Source organism: Acinetobacter sp. YH12132, from assembly GCF_013418645.1.
In the GTDB taxonomy this organism is placed as follows: Bacteria; Pseudomonadota; Gammaproteobacteria; order Pseudomonadales; family Moraxellaceae; genus Acinetobacter; species Acinetobacter indicus.
Genome location: NZ_VPBR01000002.1, coordinates 357,848 through 382,530 on the forward strand (window position 1 = coordinate 357,848; position 24,683 = coordinate 382,530).

A 24,683-nucleotide genomic window follows, 5' to 3' on the forward strand; every position below is an offset into this window, starting at 1 on the left:
TCTGCGCGGATGCTCAGCCGTAGTGTTCCATAGCCGGACAAGGCAATGCAAGCCGTATACGTTGGGATGATTCAGTATAATCCAGTCAAAAAAAGTGACGCCGTAGCGTCACTTGAATAAGGCGTTGGGTAACTGCTCAAGATTTACATTGGATAATCTTGCAGACAGTCAGATACTTCCACCTGAGCCAGGCTATCGGTTTCTAAAGCCAGACACAGCGCTACAATTTTTGCCGTTTCGCTCAGGTTTTCATCTTTAAGTGCTAAGCCTGCTTGTAAGGCGTGCAGATCTTCCTGAGGAATATCTAAGGCTTGTGCCGCTTCTAGCGCATCTTCACGATCAAAAAATGCCGCCATCGCATTACGTAACTGATCTTCAGAGGTGTTGAGAATGCCTTGATTCAGCAATTCATCAAGTTGCTCTGAAGGAGTAGAAAGTGCGTGATTAAAATTTTGAACCAGATTTTGTGCAAGCACATCAATCATCTTAAGCATGGGAACCTCTAAAGATGGAGTACAACAAGGAGGAGGAGGGATTACAGCCAAAATTGCATAGAATCTATGCGATAAATTGAGCGAAAATTAATCTATTTTGGTGTGATTGGCAATGCTGTTACGATGAATGACCGGTTCAAATACTGCACTTGAAATGCCAAGTGCTTCATATTGCAACTTATATTTAAAAGTTCTGAGTTAAAAATATCAGCATAAATAACGGCTAGCTTTGATTCTGCCGGTAGGCCCCCGGATTTAAGCCAGTCCACTTTTTAAAGGCTCGGTGAAAGGCACTTGGATCATGAAAATTCAGCCGTTCACTAATATCTTGTAGCGATAGCTCGGTTTTCGAGAGTAGTTCAATCGCGGTATCGCGGCGGATTTCATTTTTCAGTTGCTGATAGCTGGTACCTTCCTGTTTTAAACGGCGCTGAAAAGTGGCGCCTGACATATTCAGTTGTCGGGTCAGTTCATGCAGTTCCAGCCATTCACTTGGCGGACGCTGCATCAGTTGTTTGCGAATCATCGTGCTTAACGCATGCGGATTTTTAAAACGCACCAGCAGGTTATACGGGGTTTGCTGTAAAAAGCGTTTCCAGCTGCGCTCATCTTGCTTGATTTTTAGACCCAAAGCCTGCGCATCAAAATAGATTCGGTTGTCGGGTTGTTCATAGCGAATGTTTTCACAAAAGCGCACCCGATAATCTGCATCATCGCTTGGAGCCGGGCATTTTAGTTCGATTTTTTGAATGGCAATGCGCTGTCCACTGAGCCAGCAGATCAGGCTATGCACCAGCATTAAATAAGTCGCATAACTGAACATGGCTTTGGGCTGCGCCCGATCATGAAGGGTCAGCACAGCAGCATCTTTGTTGAGCTGCAGTTCCCCGCGCAGATCATCCAGAATCAGGTTGAAAAACTTTAGAATCTCTTTCAGTGCGGTTTCAATGGTATCGGCAGAGTAGACCCATTTGGACAATAAACGATAACTGCCACGGCGCAGCGGATGGCTGTCCATACCAAAAAACTCATCATTCATGGCATCGGCCAGGGCAATCCACAGCTGCCCATATTGCAGCACCGACACCCGCGCTTTGGCCGAATGCATCAGCTCCAGCGGAATACCGGCCCGGGTCAGAATGGAGTGAATTTCCACCCCTTGCTGCTGGGCGGCTTGCAGTGCTTCATGCACCAGTGCAATAGAAATGGTGCCTTTACTATAATGCAAATGGGATGGCGTCATCGCGTGTCTATTCAATTTAGAATTATGTTAAAAATGCTATTGTTCAAAGGCATCATGCAGGATGCTGTATTTGGAAATTGTACTCAAGCTGGAGTCTGATTACTCTGCATCTTAAGTCGAGTATGTGTCATTGATAACAAAACTATTTGGGAAAATAAAATGAAGATTCAAGGAAAAGTATGTGTGGTTACCGGTGGTGCATCTGGTTTGGGCGCTGCTACTGCACAGTATCTGGTGGAGCAGGGGGCCAATGTCATTCTGGTCGATATGAATCAGGAGCTGGGTACGCAAATGGCACAGCAATTGGGTGAAAAAGCCCAGTTTAAGGCGCTGGATGTGACCGATGAAGCCGCGGTAGAGCAATTCTTTGCCGAGATTGAGCAGCACTATGGCCAGTTAAATGGTCTGGTCAACTGTGCCGGCATCGCACCTTCAGCCAAAGTGCTGGGCAAAGAAGGCTTACATAGCTTAAGCATGTTCCAGAAAGTGCTGGACATTAATGTCAGTGGCAGCTTTAACATGATTCGTTTTGCTGCGCAGCTGATGGCCAAATATCAACTGCAAGCTGGTGAAGAAGAGCGCGGTGTAATTGTCAATACGGCTTCAGTGGCGGCGTATGAAGGACAGATTGGTCAGGCGGCCTATTCTGCGTCCAAAGGTGCGATTGTGGCGATGACCTTGCCGCTAGCGCGTGAACTGGCCCGTGAATCGATCCGCGTGATGACCATTGCACCGGGGATTATGGAAACACCAATGCTGAAAGCCTTTCCACAGCATGTGCAGGATGCTTTGGGGCAGATGGTGCCATATCCACCGCGTCTGGCTAAGCCACATGAATTTGCCCAGTTGGTAGGACAGATTTTTGAAAATGGCTATTTGAATGGTGAGGTGATTCGTCTGGATGGTGCGATCCGGATGCAGCCTAAATAAGTACAATGCTTAAAAAAGCAGCCCTTTGCTGGGTTAAATAAATAGCCTAAGTAAATAAAAATAAGATAAACCCATCTGGTCTGGTTGTCGTGCTGATGCTGCAGCTAGACCATCCCCCAAGTTTTTAGATCAGCCAGCGTACTTCAGCCGAATCCAACGTAATGAGAACGAGAAAGCAATGATTTTAAATGAACAACAAAAAATGGTTCAGGACATGATGCGTAGCTATGCGCAGGAGAAATTGAAACCGACCGCGGCCGAACGCGATAAAACCGCACAGTTTCCGGCACAGGAACTGAAAGAGCTGGGCGCTTTAGGTGCACTGGGTATGACTGTATCGGAACAGTGGGGTGGTGCCGGTCTGGATTATATCTCGCTGGTGCTGGCTTTAGAGGAAATTGCCGCAGGAGATGGTGCGATTTCGACGATTGTGAGTGTGCAAAACTCTTTACCGTGCGGCATCATTCAGCGTTATGGCACTGAAGCGCAAAAACAGCATTATCTGACCAAACTGGCGACCGGTGAATGGTTAGGCTGTTTTTGCCTGACCGAACCGCAAGTCGGTTCCGATGCCAGTGCCATCGAATGCAAGGCTGAACGTGATGGTGACAGTTGGATATTAAATGGCACCAAGCAGTTTATTACCACCGGTAAACATGCGCAGCTGGCTTTGGTCTTTGCTGTGACCGATAAATCTGCTGGCAAAAAAGGCATTTCCTGCTTTTTGGTCCCGACCGAGAACCCCGGATATATCGTGTCGCGCTTAGAAGACAAAATGGGTCAGCATTGTTCCGATACGGCGACCATTGTATTGGATCAATGTCGTATTCCGGCTGATCATCTGCTGGGTCAGGAAGGCGAAGGCTACAAAATTGCCTTGTCCAATCTGGAATCAGGCCGGATCGGAATTGCCGCCCAATCGGTGGGGATGGCGCGTGCCGCTTTAGATGCCGCGGTGGAATATGCCAATGAACGTAAAGCCTTTGGGGTTGAGATCGTGCAACATCAGGCAGTGGCTTTTCGTCTGGCCGATATGGCCACGCAAATTGAAGCGGCGCGTCAGTTGATTTTGCATGCAGCCAGCTTAAAAGATGCCGGTTTACCGTGTTTAAAAGAGGCTTCGATGGCCAAACTGTTTGCTTCAACCATGGCAGAGCGCGTCTGCTCCGATGCCATCCAGATTCATGGCGGTTATGGTTATGTGTCCGACTTCCCGGTAGAACGGATTTACCGCGATGTTCGGGTTAGCCAGATTTATGAAGGCGCTTCGGATATTCAGCGTTTGGTGATTGCCCGGGCTGTGACCCAGTCTTAAACCGGCGTTGATACAGCAATATGTCCAAACACGGCATCACGATTGAGGCCAATGGAAATTGCAGTGGTGCCCTCCTTATGCTGAACTGAAGCATAAGATGTTATTCATCATCTAACCCATCTCCCATGTGAAGACCGCTTTGCATGGGTACAATCTAAAAATAGCCGTATAAGAAATAACCCTGCAGTCGGATGGACTGCAGACCATCAGCCCGATGGCATGAAAACAACAAGGAACACGTTCTGCAATACGGATGTTTTTGCAGATCAATCGCCCCGAAGGATAAGAGGTTGCCCCCATGAAAACGTTGCAAGACGCCTATCAAGATTTTAATTTGGAACAACTGATTGCTACCCAGTTACAGGGAACGGCACAGGCACTGAATGCCTATACCGAATGCTGTGGCCGATATTCTGGACAGCAGCACACCGCTTTGATCTGGGAAGGTAAGCAGGGTGAATCAGCTCGTTGGAGCTTTGATCAGCTGGCTGAGGCTTCAGGCAAGCTGGCCAATTATTTTCAGGCCATGGGTTTAAAAGCAGGCGACTGTATTGCCGGTCTGCTGCCAAGAACTCCGGAATTGCTGATTACCGTATTGGCCACCTGGCGGATGGGCGCGGTCTATCAGCCGCTATTTACAGCCTTTGAATCGAAAGCGATTGAACACCGGCTGGAGGCTGCCAATACCCGCTTTATTGTGACCCATACCGAGCAACGCGCCAAACTCAGTTCATTGCAGCAGATTGGTATATTAACCGTCGGTGCTGAAGCGGCTGGAACAGGTGATGCCGATTTCTGGCAGCAGCTGAATCAGCATTCTGCCAGTTTTGAGCCGGTACTGCGCAGCTTTGAAGATGACTTCCTGATGATGTTTACTTCCGGTACCACGGGTCTGGCAAAATCGGTGCCGGTGCCTTTAAAAGCCTTGCTGGCCTTTAAAGGTTATATGCAGTATGCGGTCGATTTACGTGCTGAAGATTCGTTCTGGAATCTGGCCGATCCGGGCTGGGCATATGGGTTGTATTATGGCATTACCGGGCCGCTCAGTCTGGGGCATAGTATTATCATGGATGAACGACCATTTAGTGTCGATCATGCACTGGAAGTCATTCAAAAATATCAGGTCAGCAATTTGGCCGGTTCGCCAACAGCCTTTCGTATGTTCTTTGGCTTTAAAGAAAAATTTGCCGGTGTACCTAAAACCTTGCGCGTGGTCAGCAGTGCCGGTGAGCCACTAACCCCAGAAGTTATTCACTGGTTTAAACAGGATTTCGAGGTCAATGTTTACGATCAGTACGGACAAACTGAACTGGGCATGGTGATTGCCAATCATCATGCGCTGGAACATCACAAAAAAGTGGGCTCGGCCGGTTATGCCATTCCGGGACATCGTTTTGCGGTGTTAAATGCACAGCATCAGGAAGTTGCCGCGGGTGAAATTGGCACGCTGGCGCTGGATGAATCACAATCTCCATTAATGTGGTTTAAAGGCTATGCCGGACATAACCGTAAATCCTTTGTGGGCCAGTACTATTTAACTGGTGATACGGTGCGTTTAAATGAGCTGGGCGGAATTGATTTTATTGGGCGTGCAGACGATGTCATTACAACTTCGGGCTATCGGGTCGGACCGTTTGATGTCGAAAGCACCTTGCTGGAATGCGAGGAAGTGCTGGAATCAGCCGTGGTGGGTAAACCGGACCCGGCGCGTACTGAAATCGTTAAAGCCTTTGTGGTGCTAAAAGCACAATTTGCTGCAAGTCCGGCACTGGAACAAAAACTACAGCATTATGTGCGTTCACGTTTATCCAAACATGCTTATCCGAAAGAGATTGAATTTGTCGAGGCTTTACCCAAAACCTCCAGCGGCAAGATTCAACGCAATATCCTTAAGCAGCAGGAAATTGATAAACAGATACTGTTGGAAAAAGTCAGTTAAGAGGAGATAGAAGACAATTAAAATTATTTAATTTATGTAATTTGTATGTCATTACATTTGGTTTCTTGATATTGATTTTTATCAGTTTTATTTTTATCTATAAAAAGTCACGCAAGAATCTGCAAAATACAGGTCAAAGCGTGACTTTTTTTATGGCTATTTCAAGGCGTATATGTGGCTGTTATAAATCCATTTTCTGGTGTTCAGAATTGGGTTCACCAGTTTTACCGGTCAGATTGCCTTTCAGTACTTTAAATAACTGGGTGACTTTATTGTCGGTGACATTCCAGTATTCGGCACTAATCGCTTCTGCCACCAGAACACGCACCGAAGGATCATCCTTGCCGTTAAACCAGTTTTCCGCCCATGGATTCCAGAGCTGATCAATCAGGGCACGATCTGTACTGATTTGCGCATGTGCACTCATCGACACATAAATCCCGTCTGAGGGTTTGGAGAACGCCAGACCAATCTGGTTACGGCCGCTGGTCACTGCTGTAACCAGATCATTGCTGTCACGCAAAATAAAATACAAATTCTGACGTTCATGCAGCTTTTCAGAATTGAGCATGGTCATTGGCTGTGCATGAATTTCTTGGGTTTCGGTGTGGTGACTGATCATGGTGAAGCGTACATCTTTAATCAGTTCCCATAATTTGTCGCGGTTATGTTGATCGTTCATGTGCTTTGCTCCTGATGTCAGTAAATGCGCTTTTACGCAAAAGAACTCATTCACAAGCAGAGTAAAACGATTTTTGTGCTTCGCGTAGCGGTCTCACCTAACTCATACAGATTCAGGGTAAAACAATATCTGCGCTCAACAAAAGCGCATCAGGCAAGACAGTTGTTTACATATCATCCAGACCAAGAGGTTATACATAAAACGAAGGGCGGCGAACACCGAAAAAACAGTGGGTAAGGCTGTTAAAAAAAATCAATCGAATTACACTATAGCCAGCAAAAAACAGGAAGATAAATGGTGACACTTGAGGATAACTGGCAGGAACTGAGCGATGCAGAAATGCATTTATATAGTCGCCAGATTTTGCTGGATGGCTGGGATATCGAAGCGCAGGAAAAATTAAAACTGGCCAATGTGCTGATTGTCGGCTGTGGCGGTATCGGCTGTAGCAGTGCTGAACTGTTGGCGCGCGCCGGGGTCGGAAAAATCACCCTCATTGATGCCGATACGATTGAAATCAGTAATTTGCAACGTCAAATTGCCTATAGCGCAGAAGATTTAGGCTTCTATAAGGCCGACATTCTGGCCAAGCGTCTGCAAAAGATTAATCCGTATATTCAGGTACATGCCATCACAGCCAAACTGGATGACAGCAATGCCGCCGAACTGATTGCCCAGCAGGATCTGGTTTTGGATGGCTGCGATAATTTCAGTACCCGCTATCTGGTCAACCGTGTTTGTGTGCAGCATCAGGTGGCGCTGATTAGTGCCTCGGCCATTGGTTTTCAGGGCCAGTTGTTTATGGTAGAAGGTGATTCGGCCTGCTATGAATGCCTGTTTCCAAAAGAAGATCAGGCCAATGAAAGCCTGCGCTGCGCCGATTCTGGTGTGCTGGCCACGACTCCGAATGTGATGGCCAGTTTACAGGCGCATCATACCTTGATCTATTTAGGTCTGGGAATTGCTGCGTTAAAACAGAAGCTGCTGCTCTGGGATGGGCTGAGTTTAAAACAGCGCCTGCTGGCGTTTGAAAAAGACCGAAATTGCCCATGCTGTCAGGCAAGATAAATCTATCTGACATCAATTTTTTGCTACACTGACTCAAATTTAATTTCATCGAAGACATTATGAAAAACAATATCTGGTTAGATGGCCTTCGTTCCGTGGCGCGTATGGGCGAAACGGCGGTCGTGGCGGCCAAAGCCGGCCTGAAATATGCGACTGAAAAACCCAGCAATGCCAAACTGATGCGTGAAACCTTTGAATCGCTCGGTTCAACCTATATCAAGCTGGGACAGTTTATTGCCAGCACGCCGTCCTTGTTTCCACGTGAGTATGTGGAAGAGTTTCAGGGCTGTTTAGATCAAACTCCATCATTGCCGTTTAGCTATGTACAGCAGGTGCTGGCTTCAGAATTCACCGGGCGTGATTTAGGCGAAATTTTTGCCTCGATTGATGAAACCCCGCTAGCTTCGGCTTCCATTGCCCAGGTGCATGCTGCCAAGCTGGTCTCGGGCGAAGATGTGGTGATTAAAGTCCAGAAACCGGGTGTGGAAACCATTTTATATACTGACCTGAATGTGCTGCACTGGGCCACAAAGCTGCTGGAAAAAGCCGTACCAAAAGTAAAATTCGCCTCTCTGGCCGATATTGTCGAAGAAATTAAAGTCCGTATGGTGCGCGAAGTCGACTTTATTGAAGAAGCCAAAAACCTGGATGATTTTGTCAATTATCTGAACCTGACCCAGAATCAGGCTGCAACAGCGCCGAAGGTTTATCATCAGTATTCCACTCGCCGGGTGTTGACCATGCAGCGTCTTTTCGGGGTGCCTTTAACCGATTTTGAAGTGGTAAAACAGTATGCCAAAGACCCGTCGCAGGTGTTAATTACCGCCATGAATACCTGGTTTGGCAGCCTGATGATGTGTAACAGTTTCCATGCCGACCTGCATGCCGGCAACCTGATGTTGCTGGAAGATGGCCGCGTCGGTTTTATTGATTTTGGGATTGTCGGGCAGCTGAAGCCGGAAGTCTGGACCGCTTGTATCGCCTTTATGGATGCCTTGCAGAATACCGACTACACGCTGATGGCGGAAAACATGCTGAAAATGGGCATGACCGATACCCAGATTAACACCCAAGTGCTGGCGCAAGATTTGGAACGTCTGTTTAGTGGTGTACTGCTGGCCGATCCACAGGAAATCCTCAGTTCAAATCCGGCCGATTTAAATGACATCATGATGGATATGGTGGCGGTTGGTGAACGTCATGGCATCCGTTTCCCGCGTGATTTCGCGCTGCTGTTCAAGCAAATGCTGTACTTTGACCGTTTCATGCGTATCCTGGCGCCGTATACAGACATTTATGCCGACCAGCGCTTGCAGATGGTACAAAGTATGGACCCAAATCTGCTGCTCAAACATTAATTTATAGACATCGCCCAGCTTTTATATAACAAGCTGTTGCTGCTACATCGCAAAGTGACACGTGATGCTAATGTAGCAGGCAGGCGATGATTCATGTTATACACGCCCGAGTAATCCGATGGACGCAATTATTATTGAAGGCTTAAAGGTCGAAACAGTGGTGGGCTGTTTTAACTGGGAGCGTCAGATTATCCAGCCTTTGCTGCTGGACTTAAGCATTCAGTGCAGTCTGGAGCAGGCTGCCTGTTCTGATGAACTGGAAGATACCCTGAACTATGCCGAAATTTGCGAAATTTCTGCGCAAGTGATTCAGGCCGCTCAGCCAAAATTGATTGAACATGCAGCAAAGCTGGTGCTGGATGCACTTTTTGCTCACTATCCTACAGTTGAATCGATTATGATTAGCATCCGCAAGCCTGCCATTATCCCGCAAGCCCAATCTGTAGGAATTCGTCTTGAACGCCACCGAAACGATTTTCGCCCTAGCACTGGCGAGTAATTCTCATCCTGAACAGCATTTTCAACAGGCATTTGCTGCGCTGTCGCGTTTGGGGCGTTTGCAGTGTTCCTCGATTTATCTGATTCCGTGCCGGGATGGGATTGGTGCGGATTACTGGAATGCCGCCTGTCTGCTCAAGAGTGAACACAGTGTCGAGCAGATTCTGGCCTTGCTAAAACAGTTAGAAGCAGATTCCGGGCGGGTACGACCTTCACATCAAATCAGTTTAGATGTGGATTTAATTGCTTGGGGGACAAGCCTGGAGCAAATGCAATTTAATCCGAAAAAATTACCGCTGGCTCTGGATGTAAAAATCCCGATGTTCGAGCTGTGGCACAATGCGGCATTTGCCCACCAGCCCCATCCATTTCCTGTAATTCAATGTTCAGCGTGAAGATGACATGACGCATCAGCAAGCCCGGTTTTATACCGGGCTTTTTAAATTAAGTAGATAAATTGGTCGTGTTGATTTTACTTAAGCTTGCACACGCATGATAAAACAGCCTGCGAGGATGCAGGCTGTTTTTGGAATCTTTCATCAAACATGATGAAGATAAAACGCTTAAATATAATAACTGGTCTTGGTCATCAGTTTTGAAATACCGGTCATAGCAATACGTACAGGCGCAGGGAGATCAACCCCGCCTGCATTTAGCGCCGTATCACGATGATGCAGCTCATCCTCGTTCATTTGTTCCAGAATTTTGCGCGAGCGTTCATCATGTGCTGGCAATTGACGAATATGATCTTCTAAATGCAGGCTGACCTGACGCTCAGTTTCAGCGACAAAACCTAAGCTATATTTGTCTCCGGCAATTCCGGCAATAGCGCCCATGCCAAAAGATAGTCCGTACCAGACCGGATTGAGCAGGCTGGTATGGCTATCCAGTTCTTTTAAACGGTCTTCACACCAGGCCAAATGATCCTGTTCTTCAATGGCGGCCTGTTCCATTTCGCGGCGTACATTCGGGAGCTTCGCTGTCAGTGCCTGACCATGATACAGCGCCTGCGCACAAACTTCACCACTATGATTGACCCGCATTAATCCCGCCACATGACGCGCTTCACTCACTGCTAATTGAGTTGGAGTATTTTGCCCAGGATTATCGCGCTGAGCCGAGGTGACACCCGGAACCAGGCTGCGTAAGGCCTGATCAAATGAATGAATAAACTTGTCGAGACCGGTGTAATGACGCATGAATTTAATCCTCCAGAGGGTCTGCTGCAGTATCAAGCATAGACTTGAGTTTAAACAAGAGCCAGATGGTGAATATGGCGCTTAAAACAGCAGTAATGCAAAACAGAATTTTAAGGTCAATTTGCAGCACGCTTAAAATAATAATCGAGAAGATGGCTGAAGAAACCATAAAAATCGCATTTAAAATGTTATTGGCTGCCACCACCCGGGCACGATGCGAGCGCGGTGAATAGGCCTGCATCATGGCATATAGGGGCACAATATAAAAACCGCCACTAATACCGAGCAAGGTCACGGCCAGCATCACATGATAATAACTCCAGCCTTGCTGAAAGACTTCGCTTAAGCCCAGTAGTTCACCAGTTTGTGGTGGTACAAAGGCCAGGGCGGCGGCCAGATAAAATGCAAATACGGTTAAACCGACTGCACCAATCGGCACCATCTTGATATTTACCTCGGTACCGCCAATTTTACGACAGAGTAATGAGCCGACACCAATCCCGACCGAGAAGAAAGTTAGCAATAAGCTGACCACATTTTCAGAAGCATGCAGATTTTGCTGGGTCAGCTGCGGAATTTGGGTCAGATACGTCGCGCCGTAAAACCAGTACCAGGAATTACCGAGTAAAATCAGAAAAATCAGCGGCAGGTTTTTGGCATATTTTAAGGTTTGAATACTGGTACGGAAAAAGTTCCAGTCCACCTGTAACTGCGGTGCAGCAATCGGCTGTTTTAAAATAAAACGGCTGGCAAGATAACCGACCACGGCAATAGCCAGCACGGTCAGGCTGATCCAGAGTAAATTACCAGCGGAGAGGGAAATCACCGCGCCGCCTAGAATCATCCCGACCAGAATGGCAATTGAGGTGCCGGACTGGAACAGCGCATTTCCCGACATCAACTCATTCGGTTTCAGGATTTCTGGCAAAATCGCATATTTGATGGGACCAAAAAAGGTCGATTGGGTACCCATTAAAAACAGGGCAAACATCAGCAACCATAAGTTGCCAATCAGGAAGCCGACCGTGGCCAGTAACATCACCGCAATTTCCAGCAGTTTTAAATAACGCACCAGCTGCGAGCGTTCATATTTATCGGCAATTTGTCCGGCTGTGGCCGAGAAAATAAAATAGGGCAAAATGAACAGCAGTGCTGCCAGATTATTCAGGGTGCTGATACTGCCAGATTGCTGACTGATCCAGCCATAGGTAATCACCAGCAGCAAAGCCTGCTTAAACACGTTGTCATTCAGCGCGCCCAGAAACTGGGTACAGAACATGGGCAAGAAGCGTCGTGTGGCTAGCAAATTTTCATTTTTTTCCATAAGAAGTGGACTTCATTAGTTTTATTAAGAAATGTGACCAATTGATATAATTGCCCGAAAATCATGTATGATATTTTGCAGTGTTTTCACTGTTGAAAAAATCCAATAAATTAGAGTCTGTTAGCGAACATTTCATTGCGGATTTTTCCATTAAAAAGATTAAATTTAGAGTTTTCTATGCTTGTGAACCGAACTTTTAAAAAGTCTGCGCTGTCTAACAGTATGCATGCCATAATTCAGTGGAGGCATTCCAGACAACTTTGTCTGAGCATCTTTTTAAGTTTAGTCGCACAGCAGGGCTTTAGTCAAAATCCTCCCGCAGTGACAGAACCTGCGAGCGATCCGGTCGCATCCGCCGACATGAAACAGGAAATTCGCGATCTGGCGCTTAGCCAGGGTAAAGATACCCCTGAAGAATTAGAAAAAATTGAAAATTTTCAGGCGTCCAGCACTGAGCCGGACAGTCTGGAGATGTTGCAACAGCAGCAAAATAGCAGTGAACCGATAGCCGCGTTTCAGCCAATTGAACTGGAAAATCTGGATGATTTACCGGTAATGCCGGTCGATGCCAATATGGCCGCAGAAATTTTCCAGATCGCTGAACAGGCCAAACAGGAAGCACGCCAGTATCGCGCCGAGCAGAATACTGAAGTACTAATTAATGATGCCACCCAGCAGGAACTGGCTGAAATTAACCAGTCTCCGGTCAATGTCGACCAGCTCATGGACAGTATTCGCGCCGACAGCCAGATTGTGGTGGAAGCGAATACCTCCGGCCGAACCCTGACTGAATTGGGCCTGAATACAGAAGTGGCCGATGCCGATAAACCGGGGTTTTTCCGGCGCTTGCTGTATAAGGTACGTCCACCGCGTGAGTTAAATACTGCACGGGTGCCCCGGATTAGTGCCGATGTGGTGATTACCGGCGCCGAAAATAGTGGTGAAGTTTCCGCAGAGGCCTATGCCACGGCACTGGAAAATCTGCGTGCCAATGTGCGCGGCAAACTGTCCAGTTTTACCCAGGAATCTTTTGCCGATTTTCCCTCGGCTTTACCACAGCTGCGTTCTTTATCTAATCAGGCGGCACAGGCCGTCGGCTTTTATCATGCCGAATTCAAGTTTGAAAAGCTGAATGACAGCCGGGTGCGGGTTCTGGTCACACCAAATACACCGGTGCGTGTGCAGGAGCAGAATATTGAATTTAGCGGCCCAGGTGAGAATCTGGCACAGTTCCAGGTAATTCGCGTCCTGCCCGATCAGGATGTGGGCGATGTGTTTCACCACGGTCTGTATGAAGAGACCAAAACCCGGATTAATGATGCTGCCTCCAATAACGGTTTCTTTGATGGCTATTGGCGCCTGCATGACGTGAAAGTGGCGCAGCCGCAAAATACTGCCGATATTAATCTGCGCTATGAAACCGGCGAGCGTTATACGTTGGGGCCGGCCCAGTTCCGGATGAGCGATCCGAGCAAAGAATTTCCTCTGGATATGGATATTCTGGAAAGCATGGTGCCGTGGGAAGATGGCGCCGATTATACTTTCTGGCGGGTCAACGGTCTGGCCAATAACCTGACCAACTCACGTTATTTTAACTATACGTTGGTCGATACCATGCGTCCCGATCCGCTGGAACGCCCAACAGAGTTGCCACCGGATATTCAGGCCCTGGTTGATCAGCGCAAACTTTCCGCTGAAGACTTCCAGCCGGTTCAGGACCAGAAAGATTTAAGCTCGACTGAAGAAGTGACCCAGTCAGTGGTGGATGAAGACCAGTTTGCCGGCACTCAGGAAGCCGAGCAGAATGAAAACATCCGTCAGCTGCGGGTCGAACAGGAAACCCAGCAGTCAGAAGAAGAACGGCTAAAAGAACAGGCACGTCTGGAAAAGAAAATTCCGGTGATTGTGACTTTGAACGCCGACAAGCTGAACAGTGCAGAAGTGGGTGCCGGTTATGGCACAGATACCGGAATGCGTGTACGTGGCCAGTATCGCCGGGCCATTGTTAACCGTCGTGGTCACTCCTTCGATGCCAACCTGGAACTATCTGAAATCCGCCAGTCTTTAGATGGCCGCTATAGCATTCCCTATAATCATCCACTGAATGACTATATTACTTTGGTGGCCGGTTATGAGCGTGAAGAGCGTAGCGATGTTTCTGCCGGCAATGACCTGTTAATTGAATCGGCAGTGGCCGGCGCCGACCGGATTATTAAAAATCCGCGTGGCAGCTGGCAACATGCTTATGGTCTGCGTTACCGTCTGGACCGTTTAACCCAGAACGGTGTGGTCGATATTGACAAGATTCCTGACGCCTTTATTGGCAATGGTTCCACCGAACAGCAGTCTTTACTGTTTGGTTATGAACTGTCGCGCACCGACAGTAGCCCGCGTGTGAATCCAACCCGTGGTTTCAAGCAGATTTATAAAGTTGAACTCGGCAGTGAAAGCCTGTTGTCCGATGCCGATATGGCAATTTTAAATGCCGGCTGGCGTTTTATTTATTCTCTGGGTGAAAATAACGATCATCAGTTTGTTGGTCGTGCCGATCTGGGTTATATCGTGACCGAAGATTTTAGCAAAGTGCCTTATAATCTACGTTACTTTGCCGGTGGGGATCAGACCATTCGCGGTTTTGACTTTAAGAGCCTGTCTCCGCAAATTGATGGCTTTAAAATTGGTGGACAAGCACTTGGGGTGGGCTCACTGGAATATAACTATCAATTCAGGGAAGGCTGGCGCGCAGCAATTTTTAGCGATTTTGGTAATGCCTATGATGCCGATTTTAGCAATCCGACCGAATACAGTGTCGGTTTAGGGGTACGCTGGGCATCACCAATTGGCCCGATTCGGGTCGATGTCGCTTCGGGCATTTCGGATGAGAATCATCCAATTCGTCTGCATTTCTTTATTGGCTCGCAATTATAAAATTAAGATTTAGAGAGAACTATGGCTGAAGTTGAACAGCAACCAAATACACCCGCGCCTGTACCCAAAAAGCGCAGAATAGTCAGAAGTGCCTTGTTGTCACTGCTGTTTATGGTGGTGTTGCTGGTATCGGCTTTGGCAATCATGTTCTCGACCGACCGTGGCAGTAAATTCCTGCTCGACCGGGTGCTGGAACGTCAGCAGATCATTCAGTATGAATATGAAGGCGGAAACTTATTACGCGGTATTATCCTGCGCAATATTCTGGTTACGCTAAAATCAGTCGATGTCAAAATTGACCGCGCTGATGTCATGCTGGGCTGGCGCGCCGTGCTGAATAAGGAAATCCATTTTACCCATGCCGATGTGCGTAATCTGCAAATTACCACCAAAGGACCGCCAAGTGATGGACCATTCAAGTTTAATGAAATCCGTCTGCCTTTTGTACTTCGGCTTGATCATGCCGATCTGGACCGTTTGCTGATTCAGACCTCGGGCGGCAGCAAAGTCAATTTTTATGATGTAATCCTGAACGATGCGCTGTGGTCGGGCACCAAACTGGAATTTGAAGATTCCAGTATGCGTATGGATTATCTGTCGGTCAAAAATGCCAGCGGCGATATGGATTTTTATGGCAAATATCCGCTGAATGCCATTGGTGATGTGAATTTACCTTCGTTAAACAACAGCCTGAATATTCATGATATTAAAGTCGTCGCCAAAGGGTCTTTAGATACCGTTCAGGCCGGGGTGGCGACCTATACGCCCGATTTGCTCACCGGTTGGGTGGTGCTGCATCCAATGCGTAAAAATGTGCCGATGTTTGGCGAGCTGCAGTTCAATCAATACCATTGGCCGCTGTTACAAGATTGGGAGCTGTATACAGAAGACGGCACAGCCAAGTTTAAGGGTGATATCAAGCGTCTGGATTTAGATGTCGCTACCGATCTGACGGGTAAAGATCTTCCAAAAGGACAATATACCGCGCTTATGCATACCGATCTGGTCAATCAGCTGAACATCAGCAACTTAAATGGCCAGCTGATGCAGGGCGCCGTGAATGTGGCTGGTGTGGTCGGCTGGAACGAGCGCGTCAGCTGGGATATTACCGGTCGTCTGGACAAGATTAATCCGAAAGACCCACTCATTCCGCAAGTGGTGCAGGATTTTCTGCCGCCAAGTCTGGATGCTCAAATTGCCTCTAAAGGCCATTTAGAAAATGGAACTCATCTGACGGCGCAGGTCGATTTCGACCGCTATGAAACCTGGAACCTGAAACTGGATCAGAATGCGCCGAAAAACCGCCAGCCAAACCCCATGGTACTGGATGTGCGCTGGAACAATATTGACCGCGCGATGCCTTATATTGGCTGGTTATCCAGTGAATCGGGTGATGTGCAGATGGCCCTGGTCGAAGGCCAGCAAAAGATTTTTGTCGCAACCCAGGTGGCGCAGCATGAGCAGGGTGCTTTACCAGCGGGCATGTATAAGGCTGAGCTGAATCTGAAGAACAATAATCTGGATGTACCAAGCTTTAGTTATAACGCCGGCGCCAGCACCTTGACGGGCCGTGCGCTGATTGAACTGCCAACCGACAAACGCCAGCTCAAATGGAATGCTACCTTAAACGCGGATAATTTTAATCCGAAAATCATTGCTGATGCTGCTCCGGTCAATCTGCTGAATGGCCGTTTGCAGGCCAATGGTTTTGCCCGTCCAAACCAGCAGATTATTCATTTAAACAATATTGATTTACGCGGTCGTCTGGCCGAGCAGGATGAAACAGTGCATTTGACCGGGAACAGTACCGTGGCCTTGCTGTTTCATGATGAGCGTGCGGGTGGCGGCTTCAAGAGCTTTGCGGTCAATTATGATGGCGCACTCAACAGCAGTCTGCTGCAAGCCAGTCAGGGCAGTTTAAAGCTGAAACTGTCCGGTACACCGGAGCTGATCAAGATTTCAGACCTGCGTCATGACGGTGTGGCCGGGCAGATTCTGGCCAATGGTATGCTGAACCTGAAAAATGGCATTGGCTGGAACCTGAACGCCTCTTTAATCCGCTTTAAACCGCATTATTTTGTCTCGAGTGTGCGCGGCGAGCTGTCGGGCAATGTACGTACCCAAGGGGTTTGGTCAGATCAGCTTAAACGCATCAATATTGAAAAGCTCAATTTGGCCGGCATGATCAACAATAAACCGGTACGTGGTACCGGTAATCTGGCCCTGTTGATGGATGCCAATCAGCAAGGTTTCCTGCCGCAGCAGTTTGAGGCCAATAATTTATATCTGGCCTATGCCAAGAACCAGATTCAGGCTACTGGTAATGCACAAAACCTGAGAATTAAACTGAATGCACCAGCACTGTATGAACTGTATGCCGGTTTGCGTGGCCGTGCTTATGGCTATTTAAATGTGCAGTCGCAACCACGTTTGCAGGCCACCGCCAATCTGGTGGTCGATGATTTTGGTTTAAATAACCTGTTTAGCGTGCGCAAAATGCGTTTACGCGGTGAATTGCCGACCTCGGAAAATACCCCAACCTTGCTTACGGCCAGTCTGGAAAATTTACGTAGCGGCAACCGTGAAATTCAAAAAGGCGAGATTTCACTGGCCGGTACCCGCCAGGCGCATCTGCTGAAAGTGAAAGCGGAAAACCGTTTAAGTAGCTTCTATGTGCAGCTGGCCGGCGGCTTTAATGCTGAAAATAACTGGCTGGGTCAAATCCAGAAAGGTGATTTTGACTCCTTAAGAACCCGTCTGGTGCAGCGTCAGAATGCCTCGGTCATCTTCCAGACCAAAACCAGTGATCTGTTTGTGGGTGCGCATTGCTGGATGAGCCAGCAAAGCCAGTTGTGTTTTGACCAGCCAATTCGGGTCAATAAAAACCGAGGCAATGTGTCCTTTGTAACGCGCAATGTCGACCTGAATGATTTTGCCGCCTTTATGCCGGAAGGTCTGGCGATTACCGGTAAAGTCAATGGACATGCCAAAGCCTCCTGGGCACAAGGCCAGCGGCCAAAAATTGATGCACGTCTGGTAACCCGTAATGGGGTCATTGGTCTGGCAGGTGATGACCCGCAAGAACTGGGTTCGACCTTAAGCTATGATCAGGTGGCTGTGGTGGCTAAAAGTATTGCCGAAGGTCTGCAAATTCGACTGGATGTGAAAACCCCGGAAATTGGTGCCGGTTATGCCAATGTTATTATTGATCCATATACCGAGCGTAAGCCGATGCGCGGTGAAATTGCCTTTAATGAAGTGCAGTTAAAAGTCTTTAAGCCGTTTATTGCCGATGTGCGTTCTATGGCTGGGGTATTGTCCTTTGCCGGTAAGGTCGGCGGTACGTTAACCCAGCCATTACTGACCGGTGAAATGCGTCTGAAAGATGGTGCCATCAGCATGATTTCCCTGCCGGTGAACCTGACCAATGTGCAGCTGTATTCCTCGATTAGACAGGATTCGGCCACAATTAATGGCGCATTTAACAGTGGTCAGGGCGTGGGACATTTAACCGGTCATGTTGACTGGAAAGGCGTACCGAAAATTCAGCTGAACTTAAAAGGGGATAATCTGCTGGTGCGTCAGGCGCCGCTAATTACTGCCATTGTGACGCCGGATTTATCCATGGAGGTTTTCCCGACTCAGAAACGTTTAAGCTTAAATGGCAAGGTCGATGTGCCGCGTGCGTTAATTTCCATGCCTGAGGCTTCCGATCCGGTGGTGAATCTGTCTTCGGATGTGCGTGTGGTGCATGAAGGGCAAGACCAGCTGGCGGTATTACGCTCTGCGCGTCCTTGGGATATTCGTGCCGATCTGGAACTGAATCTGGGCGATCAGGTCATCTTCCAGGGCTTTGACAGCCGTATTCCACTGGTGGGCCGTCTGTATCTGAGTCAGCGTGGTCTGGAAACCGCCATGCGCGCCAATGGTGCAATTGGGGTTAGCCAGCGCGTCAAGATTGAAGCCTATGGCCAAAGTCTGGATTTAAACCGTGCCATCGCCCGTTTTAATGGACCATTAGCCAACCCGAGTCTAGATATTGATGCCAACAAGAGCGTACAGGGCAGCGTAGTCGGGGTGCGGGTGACCGGAACGGCTTCTGGTCCGAATATTCAGGTCTATAACGATGCCGGCTTGTCCGAGCAGGAAGCACTAAATGCCCTGATTACCGGCCGGATTAACGAAGGTGCCAGCGGTTTAAGCCAGACCGACAGTTTCCGTTCCGATGTCAACAATACCATTGCGGCGGCAGGTATCAGTCTTGGTTTAGGCGGCACGCGTGCCCTGACCAACCAGATTGGGCGTACCTTTGGTTTAAGTGGGTTGGCTTTAGATGCACAGGGTACGGGGGATGATACCCAGGTCAGCCTGACCGGTTATATCACTCCGGATCTGTTTATCCGTTATGGCGTGGGCGTGTTTACCCCGGTGAACAAGCTGACCTTGCGTTATCAGATGAACAAACGTCTGTATCTGGAAGCCAGTCAGTCGCTGGAACGTGCCGTGGATATTTTCTATAACTGGCGTTTCTAAGCCGTCTATTCTGAACTTGAAAATGTGCTCAACACGGGCGCATTTTTTCTGGCCGATTTCTCATTCAGGATAACTTTGATTATCATAGCGGAAATAGGAGAGTATGCATGAACAAACTATTCGCTTTGGCTGCCGTAATTGCATTGGCCGGCTGTGCAGAGAAAAAGCCCTTAACCCCGGAAGAGCAGTGGAAAGGTTACTGTACCAGTGTTGGTAATGCAGCACGAACCATCATGCTGGATCGTCAAAATGCCATTGAAAAAGATCAGGCACTGGCTCATGCGGACAAAGTAGAAGATGAAACCACACGCAAATTTATTTTTGAGATTATTGAAACGGTCTATGCCATGCCTGAGCAGGAAGTGAAGAGTGATGTAGATGCCGCGCGTGAGAAAATTAAAGCGCAATATACAGAAAAATGTCTGGCTACGCCGTATGACGAAATGCCGGATTATCGACGTTTTTAAGTCATGAACCCAAAATGCCAGATGACATATTTGTAATCTGGCATTTTTTTATGCTCACTATTTCTGCATATAGATAAAAATAATCAAAATTCGCTGCGTTGATCTATTTTTTTAAGCGGATATTTAACCTAATTTTCCTTCCTCTACTTATTTCTAAATAGCCTAAGCAATATAAATATATATTGTGACACTTTTCTTTAGCACCAATATAGAAAAGCTTATCTTTTTAATGAATAATGGATTTAACAATAGCCAGAAGAAAGGAGCACATCATGGACGTGATTGGTTATCTGCATCATGCAGATTTGCTCTTGGAAGATGAACAGGGCGTGACCATTATTGGCAATAGCAACTATGTGCTCAGTATTGGAGATAAAGTCTATTTTCAACAACTTATTGATGCTGACAGCAAGCGTTATCAGGTCAATATCTCCTTTGCCAGTGCCGGGCATAGTACCCTACATGAAGATGAAATTCAGGTCAAATTTGAGGGCAGTCGCGAACATCTGCAGCAATATTTAAACAGTACAACGGTACACTAAGGTTGAATAGTAATTGGAACCCGGAAAAGGCAGCATAGTGTTGCCTTTTTTCTATTTAGAATTCGGTTAAAGTGGATTAAAAGCAGCAATGACGGGTCTAAACGTGCTCCGCTTGATTATTGTATAAACAATATGAACATCATTTAGTTATAAAATAATGAGCATCACAAAGAAACACCTTCCTTGCATTAACTTTTAACTGGAATTTTAGTAAAATTTTGCAGTCCATATTACTTGTGAAGCTTTGAACAAGCTGGAATTCACAGGTAATTTTTTAAAAAAGAGGAATAACACCGTGCTAGAAGCTTACCGCCAACACGTTGAAGAACGTGCCGCACTCGGAGTCCCACCGAAGCCACTTGATGATGCTCAAACCGCTGCATTAGTTGAATTATTAAAAAACCCGCCAGCTGGTGAAGAAGCTTTCTTGGTTGATTTGCTTGAAAACCGTGTTCCAGCGGGTGTAGACCAAGCTGCTTATGTAAAAGCTGCTTTCCTGTCTGCTGTTGCAAAAGGCGAAGCGACTTCTCCATTAGTTTCTAAAGAACGTGCGGTTTACTTACTAGGTACTATGCTTGGTGGTTATAACGTAGCGCCTTTAGTTGAGCTTCTGGAAAATGCTGAACTTGGTGGTTTAGCGGCTGACGCTCTGAAGAAAACCCTGCTTGTATTTGATGCATTCCACGACGTTGCTGAAAAAGCAAAAGCGGGCAATGACAATGCGAAAGCAGTACTTCAATCATGGGCTGAAGCTGAATGGTTCACTAGCCGTCCAGACGTTCCAGAAGAAATCAAACTGACTGTTTTCAAAGTAACAGGCGAAACGAATACTGACGACTTGTCACCTGCACAAGACGCGTGGAGCCGTCCAGACATTCCATTGCACGCAAATGCAATGCTGAAAAACGTTCGTGATGGTATCAACCCAGAAGTTCCTGGTGAAGTTGGTCCATTAAACCAAATTAAAGAACTGATCGCGAAAGGCAACCAGGTTGCTTACGTTGGTGACGTTGTTGGTACCGGTTCTTCTCGTAAATCTGCAACGAACTCTGTGCTTTGGTTCTTCGGTGACGAACTTCCACACATTCCAAACAAAAAAGACGGCGGTTACTGCTTAGGCGGTAAGATTGCTCCGATTTTCTTCAACACCATGGAAGATGCGGGTGCATTACCAGTTGAGATCGATGTTTCTAACATGAACATGGGTGATGAAATCACACTGAAAATCGATCACGCTGCTGCAAAAGTAACTGCGTTCAAAAACGGCGAACAAATTGCTGAATCTGAACTGAAAACTCCAGTGCTTCTAGACGAAGTACGTGCTGGTGGCCGTATTAACCTGATCATTGGTCGTGGTTTAACTGGTAAAGCACGTGAAGCTTTAGGTCTTGAGCCATCTTCTTTATTCCGTACTCCAGTACAACCTGCCGACTCTGGCAAAGGCTTCACTTTAGCGCAGAAGATGGTTGGTCGTGCATGTGGTCTTCCAGAAGGTCAAGGCGTTCGCCCTGGTACTTACTGCGAACCGAAGATGACCACTGTTGGTTCTCAAGATACAACTGGTCCTATGACTCGTGACGAGTTAAAAGACCTGGCTTGCTTGGGCTTCTCTGCTGACCTGGTAATGCAATCTTTCTGTCACACAGCTGCGTATCCAAAACCAGTTGACGTGCAAATGCAACACACACTACCTGACTTCATCATGAACCGTGGTGGTGTATCTTTACGTCCAGGCGACGGTATTATCCACTCTTGGTTAAACCGTATGCTTCTTCCAGATACAGTAGGTACTGGTGGTGACTCGCATACTCGTTTCCCAATTGGTATTTCATTCCCGGCGGGTTCTGGTCTGGTAGCGTTCGCTGCTGCGACTGGTGTTATGCCACTGGATATGCCTGAATCTGTACTTGTGAAGTTCAAAGGTAAAATGCAGCCTGGTATCACTCTACGTGACCTGGTACACGCAATTCCTTACTACGCAATTAAAGAAGGTGACCTGACTGTAGAGAAGAAAGGTAAGAAAAACATCTTCTCTGGTCGTATCTTAGAGATCGACTTAACAGAAATGGAAACAGACTTAACTGTTGAGCAAGCATTCGAATTGTCTGATGCTTCTGCTGAACGTTCTGCTGCAGGCTGTGCGATCACGCTTTCTGAAGAGAAAGTTGCTGAATACCTACGTTCTAACATCACCATGCTGAAGTGGATGATTTCACAAGGTTATGGCGATGCTCGTACTATGGCGCGCCGTGTTGAGAACATGGAAAAATGGTTAGCGAACCCATCACTGCTTAAAGCTGATGCTGATGCTGAATACACTAAAGTGTATGAAATTGACCTTGCTGACATCAACGAACCTATCCTGTGCTGCCCGAACGATCCAGATGATGCGAAACTGCTTTCTGACGTTCAAGGCGACAAGATTGATGAAGTATTCATCGGTTCTTGTATGACGAACATCGGTCACTTCCGTGCAGCTGGTAAACTTCTAGACAAAGTTCCTGGTGGTTCTTTATCTACTCGTCTATGGTTGGCTCCTCCAACGCGTATGGACGAACACCAGTTAATGGAAGAAGGCTTCTTCAACATTTATGGTAAAGCTGGTGCGCGTACTGAAATGCCAGGTTGTTCATTATGTATGGGTAACCAAGCACGTGTTGCACCGAACACGACTGTAGTATCTACATCTACACGTAACTTCCCGAACCGTTTAGGTCAAGGCGCGAATGTATACTTGGCTTCTGCTGAGCTTGCATCTGTTGCTGCGGTTCTTGGTAAATTACCAACTCCAGAAGAGTATCAACAATACGCTTCTCAAATCGACAGCATGTCTGCTGACATTTACAAGTACTTGAACTTCGATCAAATGTCTGAATATACAGATGCTGCTGAAAAGGTAGATACGAAGAAAATTGCTGCTGCTCAATTGTCTTAATTGATTAAGTAGTTAATAAGAAAATCCCACGTCATGTGGGATTTTCTTTATTTAATAGAATCTTACTAATAATAGACTTCTTGCGAAAGTATGGTTTTATCTAATTTTTGAATTGGCTAAAACCGCATAAAATATAGCTTTCGGCTGCTTAAAATTTGACTAACGCAAGAAGTCTAATAAAACTGTAATTTAGAAATTGGCCTTATGAAACTAAAGAATTTATCTTTTATATTATTAACATTTTGTTCTACACAAATTTTTGCAGAAGTGTCGTATACGAAGTTAGCAAACATAAAATTGGTTGATGAAAGTATATATCCCACAGGATATGACATTCAGTCTGAAGTGGAAAATTTGATTAGAGAGAAAAAGTTCAAAGATATTTCAAACAAAGCACAACAGCTTTTAAATAGTGAAGAATATAATTTTGATGGTAAGTTTAAACATACTAGTTATTTAGATTCTTTTCTTGGGATTGTAAATAAACATCGAGTAACTTCTCCAAATTATTATAAAGAAAATATAGCAATCGCACAGAAATGGATTAAGGCTGAACCAGAGTCACCATTAGGTTATATTTACTATACGCTTTGGGTTAGAAAACATGCTTGGAGCATTAGAGGGGGAAGTTATACTTCACAAGTATCGAAAAAAAATATGCAATATTTTGGTGATCAATCAATTAAAAATTTAAATTTTTTATTAGAAAATTATGATGTTGCATCTAAAGATCCTTTTTATTACTACATACTGTTAATGACCCTACGTGATCTGGGGGCTGAAGAAAACTACTTAAAAGCTTATCAAGATGGAATTGTAAAATATCCAAAACAGCGAGTTATTTATAATACATTTATGGGGAGTTTTGAGCCAAAGTGGTTTGGAGAAAATTATGATGCAATTAAAATGATTGTTAATGATATACAGGAATTAAATCCTACAGAAAAAGATTTTAATTATTATCATATTTTATATACCGCAAATAATAATAACTATAATTTGAAGAATCTTAATGTGGATTGGAATAGAGTAGAACAAGGTGCTGTTGATTCTTTAAGTAAACTTGCTTCATTAAGTAAAATTAATGATATTAAAAATCTGCTCTGTACACGACAAAAATAGATAACTCATTGAAATAATGTCACAATAATTGTTTTCTAACGACGAATACTATGACACATCTCAATGAGTTATATCTTATCTTAAACAAATCTCTAAAATGGAACAA

The 24,683-nt window shown here is 46.3% G+C and carries 18 protein-coding genes; 13 read left to right on the forward strand and 5 right to left on the reverse strand.

What is annotated here, in order from left to right; translation table 11 throughout:
• Positions 1-143 precede the first annotated feature (143 nt).
• Both FTU67_RS03840 and FTU67_RS03845 read right to left on the reverse strand, forming a co-directional pair.
• On the reverse strand, positions 144-494 hold the full coding sequence (locus FTU67_RS03840) for a hypothetical protein (RefSeq protein ID WP_005178707.1): 351 nt from the start codon (positions 492-494) through the stop codon (positions 144-146).
• Positions 495-717: 223 nt separating this feature from the next.
• Complete coding sequence (locus FTU67_RS03845; protein WP_016659091.1) at positions 718-1,737, reverse strand: AraC family transcriptional regulator; 1,020 nt, start codon at positions 1,735-1,737, stop codon at positions 718-720.
• A 159-nt stretch (positions 1,738-1,896) separates the two neighbouring features.
• Between FTU67_RS03845 and FTU67_RS03850 the strand changes: the two genes are divergently transcribed.
• The 3 genes from FTU67_RS03850 (at position 1,897) to FTU67_RS03860 (ending at position 5,921) form a co-directional block, all read left to right on the forward strand.
• Positions 1,897-2,667: a 3-hydroxyacyl-CoA dehydrogenase gene (locus FTU67_RS03850; RefSeq protein ID WP_005178702.1), complete on the forward strand. Its 771-nt coding sequence runs from the start codon at positions 1,897-1,899 to the stop codon at positions 2,665-2,667.
• A 178-nt stretch (positions 2,668-2,845) separates the two neighbouring features.
• Positions 2,846-3,982: an acyl-CoA dehydrogenase family protein gene (locus FTU67_RS03855; protein WP_005178699.1), complete on the forward strand. Its 1,137-nt coding sequence runs from the start codon at positions 2,846-2,848 to the stop codon at positions 3,980-3,982.
• Positions 3,983-4,280: 298 nt separating this feature from the next.
• Positions 4,281-5,921, forward strand: coding sequence for an AMP-binding protein (locus FTU67_RS03860; protein ID WP_180061424.1), 1,641 nt, complete (start codon positions 4,281-4,283; stop codon positions 5,919-5,921).
• Between the two features lie 181 nt (positions 5,922-6,102).
• Here FTU67_RS03860 and FTU67_RS03865 read toward each other — a convergent pair whose 3' ends face one another.
• On the reverse strand, positions 6,103-6,603 hold the full coding sequence (locus tag FTU67_RS03865) for a pyridoxamine 5'-phosphate oxidase family protein (RefSeq protein WP_005178694.1): 501 nt from the start codon (positions 6,601-6,603) through the stop codon (positions 6,103-6,105).
• Between the two features lie 294 nt (positions 6,604-6,897).
• Here FTU67_RS03865 and FTU67_RS03870 point away from each other — a divergent pair, with 294 nt between their 5' ends.
• From FTU67_RS03870 to FTU67_RS03885, 4 genes are all read left to right on the forward strand, one after another.
• A complete protein-coding gene (locus tag FTU67_RS03870) occupies positions 6,898-7,671 on the forward strand; it encodes a HesA/MoeB/ThiF family protein (protein ID WP_180061425.1) in 774 nt (257 codons plus the stop codon).
• Positions 7,672-7,730: 59 nt separating this feature from the next.
• The gene (locus FTU67_RS03875; RefSeq protein WP_180061426.1) at positions 7,731-9,029 is read left to right on the forward strand and encodes an AarF/ABC1/UbiB kinase family protein; all 1,299 of its coding nucleotides are present in this window, start codon (positions 7,731-7,733) and stop codon (positions 9,027-9,029) included.
• Between the two features lie 118 nt (positions 9,030-9,147).
• Positions 9,148-9,528: a dihydroneopterin aldolase gene (folB, locus tag FTU67_RS03880; protein WP_016659086.1), complete on the forward strand. Its 381-nt coding sequence runs from the start codon at positions 9,148-9,150 to the stop codon at positions 9,526-9,528.
• Positions 9,485-9,922, forward strand: coding sequence for a 2-amino-4-hydroxy-6-hydroxymethyldihydropteridine diphosphokinase (locus FTU67_RS03885; RefSeq protein ID WP_005178682.1), 438 nt, complete (start codon positions 9,485-9,487; stop codon positions 9,920-9,922). Before folB ends, FTU67_RS03885 begins: the two co-directional genes overlap by 44 nt.
• A gap of 168 nt (positions 9,923-10,090) precedes the next feature.
• Here the strand turns inward: FTU67_RS03885 and coq7 are convergent, their stop codons facing one another.
• Positions 10,091-10,726 (reverse strand): 2-polyprenyl-3-methyl-6-methoxy-1,4-benzoquinone monooxygenase, encoded by a 636-nt coding sequence (gene coq7 / locus FTU67_RS03890; protein ID WP_005178679.1) that lies wholly within the window; start codon positions 10,724-10,726, stop codon positions 10,091-10,093.
• 4 nt (positions 10,727-10,730) lie between these two features.
• Complete coding sequence (locus FTU67_RS03895) at positions 10,731-12,050, reverse strand: MFS transporter (RefSeq protein ID WP_016659084.1); 1,320 nt, start codon at positions 12,048-12,050, stop codon at positions 10,731-10,733.
• A gap of 177 nt (positions 12,051-12,227) precedes the next feature.
• On the opposite strand from FTU67_RS03895, the gene FTU67_RS03900 reads away from it, so the two are divergent.
• The 6 genes from FTU67_RS03900 to FTU67_RS03925 all read left to right on the forward strand — a co-directional run bounded on the left by FTU67_RS03900 (position 12,228) and on the right by FTU67_RS03925 (position 24,577).
• Positions 12,228-14,978, forward strand: a complete 2,751-nt coding sequence (locus FTU67_RS03900; protein WP_104491595.1) for an autotransporter assembly complex family protein — start codon at positions 12,228-12,230, stop codon at positions 14,976-14,978.
• Between the two features lie 21 nt (positions 14,979-14,999).
• Positions 15,000-19,511 (forward strand): translocation/assembly module TamB domain-containing protein, encoded by a 4,512-nt coding sequence (locus tag FTU67_RS03905; RefSeq protein WP_180061427.1) that lies wholly within the window; start codon positions 15,000-15,002, stop codon positions 19,509-19,511.
• Positions 19,512-19,618: 107 nt separating this feature from the next.
• Positions 19,619-19,978: a hypothetical protein gene (locus tag FTU67_RS03910; RefSeq protein WP_168390645.1), complete on the forward strand. Its 360-nt coding sequence runs from the start codon at positions 19,619-19,621 to the stop codon at positions 19,976-19,978.
• 272 nt (positions 19,979-20,250) lie between these two features.
• Positions 20,251-20,520: a hypothetical protein gene (locus FTU67_RS03915; protein ID WP_005178664.1), complete on the forward strand. Its 270-nt coding sequence runs from the start codon at positions 20,251-20,253 to the stop codon at positions 20,518-20,520.
• Between the two features lie 295 nt (positions 20,521-20,815).
• Entirely contained in the window at positions 20,816-23,455 is a 2,640-nt protein-coding gene (locus FTU67_RS03920) for a bifunctional aconitate hydratase 2/2-methylisocitrate dehydratase (protein WP_104488916.1), read from the forward strand.
• 204 nt (positions 23,456-23,659) lie between these two features.
• Positions 23,660-24,577, forward strand: a complete 918-nt coding sequence (locus FTU67_RS03925; protein ID WP_180061428.1) for a hypothetical protein — start codon at positions 23,660-23,662, stop codon at positions 24,575-24,577.
• Positions 24,578-24,683: the final 106 nt, after the last annotated feature.

Coding starts and splice junctions, on each gene's coding strand:
- FTU67_RS03840 (WP_005178707.1), bottom strand. CDS start 494: ATGCTTAAGATGATTGATGTGCTTGCACAAAATCTGGTTCAAAATTTT.
- FTU67_RS03845 (WP_016659091.1), bottom strand. CDS start 1,737: ATGACGCCATCCCATTTGCATTATAGTAAAGGCACCATTTCTATTGCA.
- FTU67_RS03850 (WP_005178702.1), top strand. CDS start 1,897: ATGAAGATTCAAGGAAAAGTATGTGTGGTTACCGGTGGTGCATCTGGT.
- FTU67_RS03855 (WP_005178699.1), top strand. CDS start 2,846: ATGATTTTAAATGAACAACAAAAAATGGTTCAGGACATGATGCGTAGC.
- FTU67_RS03860 (WP_180061424.1), top strand. CDS start 4,281: ATGAAAACGTTGCAAGACGCCTATCAAGATTTTAATTTGGAACAACTG.
- FTU67_RS03865 (WP_005178694.1), bottom strand. CDS start 6,603: ATGAACGATCAACATAACCGCGACAAATTATGGGAACTGATTAAAGAT.
- FTU67_RS03870 (WP_180061425.1), top strand. CDS start 6,898: ATGGTGACACTTGAGGATAACTGGCAGGAACTGAGCGATGCAGAAATG.
- FTU67_RS03875 (WP_180061426.1), top strand. CDS start 7,731: ATGAAAAACAATATCTGGTTAGATGGCCTTCGTTCCGTGGCGCGTATG.
- folB (WP_016659086.1), top strand. CDS start 9,148: ATGGACGCAATTATTATTGAAGGCTTAAAGGTCGAAACAGTGGTGGGC.
- coq7 (WP_005178679.1), bottom strand. CDS start 10,726: ATGCGTCATTACACCGGTCTCGACAAGTTTATTCATTCATTTGATCAG.
- FTU67_RS03895 (WP_016659084.1), bottom strand. CDS start 12,050: ATGGAAAAAAATGAAAATTTGCTAGCCACACGACGCTTCTTGCCCATG.
- FTU67_RS03900 (WP_104491595.1), top strand. CDS start 12,228: ATGCTTGTGAACCGAACTTTTAAAAAGTCTGCGCTGTCTAACAGTATG.
- FTU67_RS03905 (WP_180061427.1), top strand. CDS start 15,000: ATGGCTGAAGTTGAACAGCAACCAAATACACCCGCGCCTGTACCCAAA.
- FTU67_RS03910 (WP_168390645.1), top strand. CDS start 19,619: ATGAACAAACTATTCGCTTTGGCTGCCGTAATTGCATTGGCCGGCTGT.
- FTU67_RS03915 (WP_005178664.1), top strand. CDS start 20,251: ATGGACGTGATTGGTTATCTGCATCATGCAGATTTGCTCTTGGAAGAT.
- FTU67_RS03925 (WP_180061428.1), top strand. CDS start 23,660: ATGAAACTAAAGAATTTATCTTTTATATTATTAACATTTTGTTCTACA.